The following is a 3,337-nucleotide window of genomic DNA, read 5'->3' as shown; positions in this document are numbered from 1 at the left end:
ACATAGGACCTCCGCAAAAGCGAGCGAGCGGGTTTAGCAAGACGAGGCGGTCGCCCGGACCCCCACCCTGGGGCATCAGGGCGCATCGTAAAGCCTGGACGCCGAGGGCCGCGCCTAGAGCGGGTCGATGCCCCGCAGCATCATGCCCTGACCGCGCGAGTGGTGTTCGTCGTTGGTGGGCGGGTCGCTCGGGTCGCGCATCTGGACAAGAAGCGTGGTGCGCGCCTCGTCGCTGCTGTTGACGCCGGAGCCGTGAATGGTCAGATAGCTGAAGAAGAGCACGTCGCCCGCCTTGGCGGGGCAGGGCACCGAGAACTCGAGCGGGTAGTCCTCGAAGGGCAGGTGCCAGCCGCCCTCGGCCTGGTGTTCGATGGGGCCCAGTTTGTGGCTGCCCGGCACGACTTGGATGCAGCCCTTCTCGACGGGCGCGTCGTCGAAGTGGAAGACCGCGGCAATCATGCTGTGCCGCGCGTGTGGAAAGAAGGGATAGTCCTGGTGCATGGGGAAGGGCGAGCCCTTGGCGGGCGGCTTGATGAACATCTTGTTGTGGTGGAGCTGCACGTTCTGTGAGTCTATCAGGGCCGCGGCGACGCCCGCCAGCCGCTCGTCCACCAGCAGCCGGCTCATCGCGGCGGAGTGGAACTGCACGTCGTGACAGTGCAGCAAGACGGTCTTTTGCGCCGCCATGCTCATTCCCCTCTGCGTCATCGTTCCTCGGGTCATGGCGCCCTGGCGGGCGCTGCCCCAGGTCGCGTCGATGTCCTTGTGGGCGGAGAGCCTCTTGGCGAGCGCATGGCACTCCTCGCGCAGCGCCGCCGCCTCGTCCCGGCTCAAGAGTCCTTCCACGAGCAGATAGCCGTTTTCCTGATAGAAGGTTGTTTGTTCCTGTGTCAACATAATCGTCTCCCTTCTCGTTTTCTAGTTGACGTCTCTTCTTGAAACGTCGGGTCACTGTAACAGGGGCGCATCGGCATGTCTTTGGCCCGATCCGTCGCGCCTTTGGCTTTTTGGGACAGCGCGGGCGTTGGTCTGGCGAAACGCACCCGGCGAGCAGGCGAAACGTCGCGAAAAGGCGCGTGAAAAGTGATGCACGCTGTCGTAGCCGACGGCAGCGGCAATGCTCTTGATCGGGGCGCCGCTCTGTTGCAACAGGGCGCAAGCGCGCTCCAAACGCGTCTGCTCGACATAAGCGGCGGGTGAGGTGCCGATCAGGCGAGCGAAAAGGCGCGACAACTGCCGTGGCGACAGATGCACGTGTGCGGCGATCTCGGAGACGGATAAGCGACGGTCCAGGTTGTCGTGTACGTAGCGCGCGGCCAGCCGTGCGCGGACCGCGCCACCGTCTTGCTCGACGGCCGCTTCGGTGAGGAGCGCCGCCGGCCCCGCCCCCGCTTGGGCCATCGCGATGAGGAGCGAGGCCGTCAGGCCGCTTAGCTGCGTGTCGTAGCCGGCCCTCGGACTTCCCTGCGCCACGGTTCGCAACGCCTGCCACAGCGCGGCGATACTCCTTTCCGCGTCGGCGACGACCACGACCGGCGATCCGGCGAACATGTGCAGCAACGCATCCACCTCCCCCCTCGGCGGGTCCGCTTTGGGCGTCAACAGAAACGAAACCCAGAAAAGCTCCATGTCCGGATGCGTGTGGTTGACGATCTGATGGACCACGCCGGGCCGCGCGATAAAGAGGTCGCCCGGACAGATGGCGTAGGGGCGATCTTCGACGATGAAATGTCCTGAACCATAGGCGCCGACCTGGCAGAGTTCGAAGTGGGCGTGGCGGTGCGGGACGTTGTCGGGCAAATGGGGCGAATAGGCCCAGTCGAGCACCTCCGCTACCCCCTCGCCTAAGGCGATTAGCCGCGGTCCCTGATTTAATCTCTTGATCCAGTCCATGACGCCGCCCACGCCGAGGTGGGAAGCCCCTCCACGATCAGACTCTCATCTGGCGCGCCCTGCCGCCGCGCCTTCATGGCCTGGCCTTCCCCTCGAGCCCCTGGCGGTGCCGGTCCCAGACCTCGCGGATGAGCCGGTAGTCCTCCTCCTCGAGTGCCTCCCCGGTCGCGTCGATATGGCTCGCGTAGTACAAGGAGGGCACGCCCAGTTCGGGCTGGAGACGCAGGTAGTCGCGCCAGGCCGCCTTGTTCGGCATGGGCCAGTTGTCGGTGTCGATGACGGCGTTCGGGCAGGCCAGTGCCGCGACGCGCGCACGGTGGCTCATCGCCCGGCCTATGTCCTGGGCGGTGTTGACGTCGTTCAGGCGGATCATGTCGAGCACGTCCGCCAGGTAGGGGTGGGGAGTGTGGCTCATCACCAGGGCGTCCCTTCTGGCCTTTTTGGCCTCGCCGTAGAGGATAGACAGGTAGCGCTTCATCAGCTCGAGGCCCCAGACGTCGCCGTGGCTCTTGAGGCCGGGCCCGCTGGGAAGGCGCGCGGTGAAGTCGAGCTTGAAGCCGTCCGCGCCGTAGTCCAGCAGCATGGCCCGCACCGAGGCCCGCAACCGGCGCTCGAAGGCGGGGCTCGAGGGGTCGAAGGCGACGCTCACTCCGCCGGCGTTGACGACGCACTCTTCGGCGGGCAGGCCCTCGGGGTCCCAGGCCTTGAGCCAGAGCAGGACCTTGCGGCCGGCCCGGTGCTGCGCCCCAATAAAGCCCTTTAAGTCGGGCCACTTGTCCGTGTCGACATCGTTTTCGCCGTAGGTCTTCTGCCACTTGTCGTCCAGAACCAGGGTGCCGGGAAGAGCGCCGTTCGCCTCGAGCACGCGCAAAAATCCCTCGTAGTGCGCCTGGCGTGCGTAGTCTGGCGCACGCCCCTGTTCCGTAGAGGCCAGGTAGCATTGTGAGCCCCAGCCGCAGAAGATGGGGCTGTGCCACCAGTCCACCTGCTCGGGCGTGACTTGCGGTGCGTGGCCCGCCCCCCGCAGGCTCTCAACGTGGGCCGCCAGCGCCTCGTAAGGGCCGGGCGCAAAGTCGAAGCCGATGGCGGGAAGGGTGTAGCGCCCCGACACCGCGGTGTGCCCCTCGAAGGCCAGCGTCAGGCAAAAGCCACGCCGCTGCGCGCGGTAGTGGAAGTCCGTGTAGCGGTTCTCGCCCGCGGCGGCCTCGAGGCCCACGCCGAGCCAGCCCTCTTGGTACTCAAAGGCGAAGAGGTACGGAGGGGGCGTGAAGAACCAGCCGTCCTTGCCGGCAAGGGGCACACCCGTCAGGTCGATCAGCGAGCTGGCGGAGGGCTTGAAATGGTACTGCTCGTCGGTGGTGGGTTCTGGATTGAAGCCGCGCTTGAAGTGCTGTCCTGACCAGAAGAAGCCCGAGCCCCAGCGGATCTGGCCCGAGTAGTAGCC

The 3,337-nt window shown here is 66.2% G+C and carries 3 protein-coding genes; all 3 read right to left on the bottom strand.

What is annotated here, in order from left to right; translation table 11 throughout:
- Positions 1-114: 114 nt before the first annotated feature.
- The gene (locus tag M3498_15960) at positions 115-897 is read right to left on the bottom strand and encodes a phytanoyl-CoA dioxygenase family protein (protein MDQ3460774.1); all 783 of its coding nucleotides are present in this window, start codon (positions 895-897) and stop codon (positions 115-117) included.
- 51 nt (positions 898-948) lie between these two features.
- Positions 949-1,893 carry an AraC family transcriptional regulator gene (locus tag M3498_15955; GenBank protein ID MDQ3460773.1) on the bottom strand — a complete coding sequence of 315 codons (945 nt, stop codon included), beginning with the start codon at positions 1,891-1,893 and terminating at the stop codon, positions 949-951.
- A 73-nt stretch (positions 1,894-1,966) separates the two neighbouring features.
- The coding region (locus tag M3498_15950; GenBank protein MDQ3460772.1) for a hypothetical protein at positions 1,967-3,337 on the bottom strand (1,371 nt) is incomplete at its 5' end.

The organism is Deinococcota bacterium (assembly GCA_030858465.1).
In the GTDB taxonomy this organism is placed as follows: domain Bacteria; phylum Deinococcota; class Deinococci; order Deinococcales; family Trueperaceae; genus JALZLY01.
The sequence above is the reverse complement of the archived record's forward strand: the minus strand, read 5'-3'. Positions and strand labels throughout refer to the sequence as shown.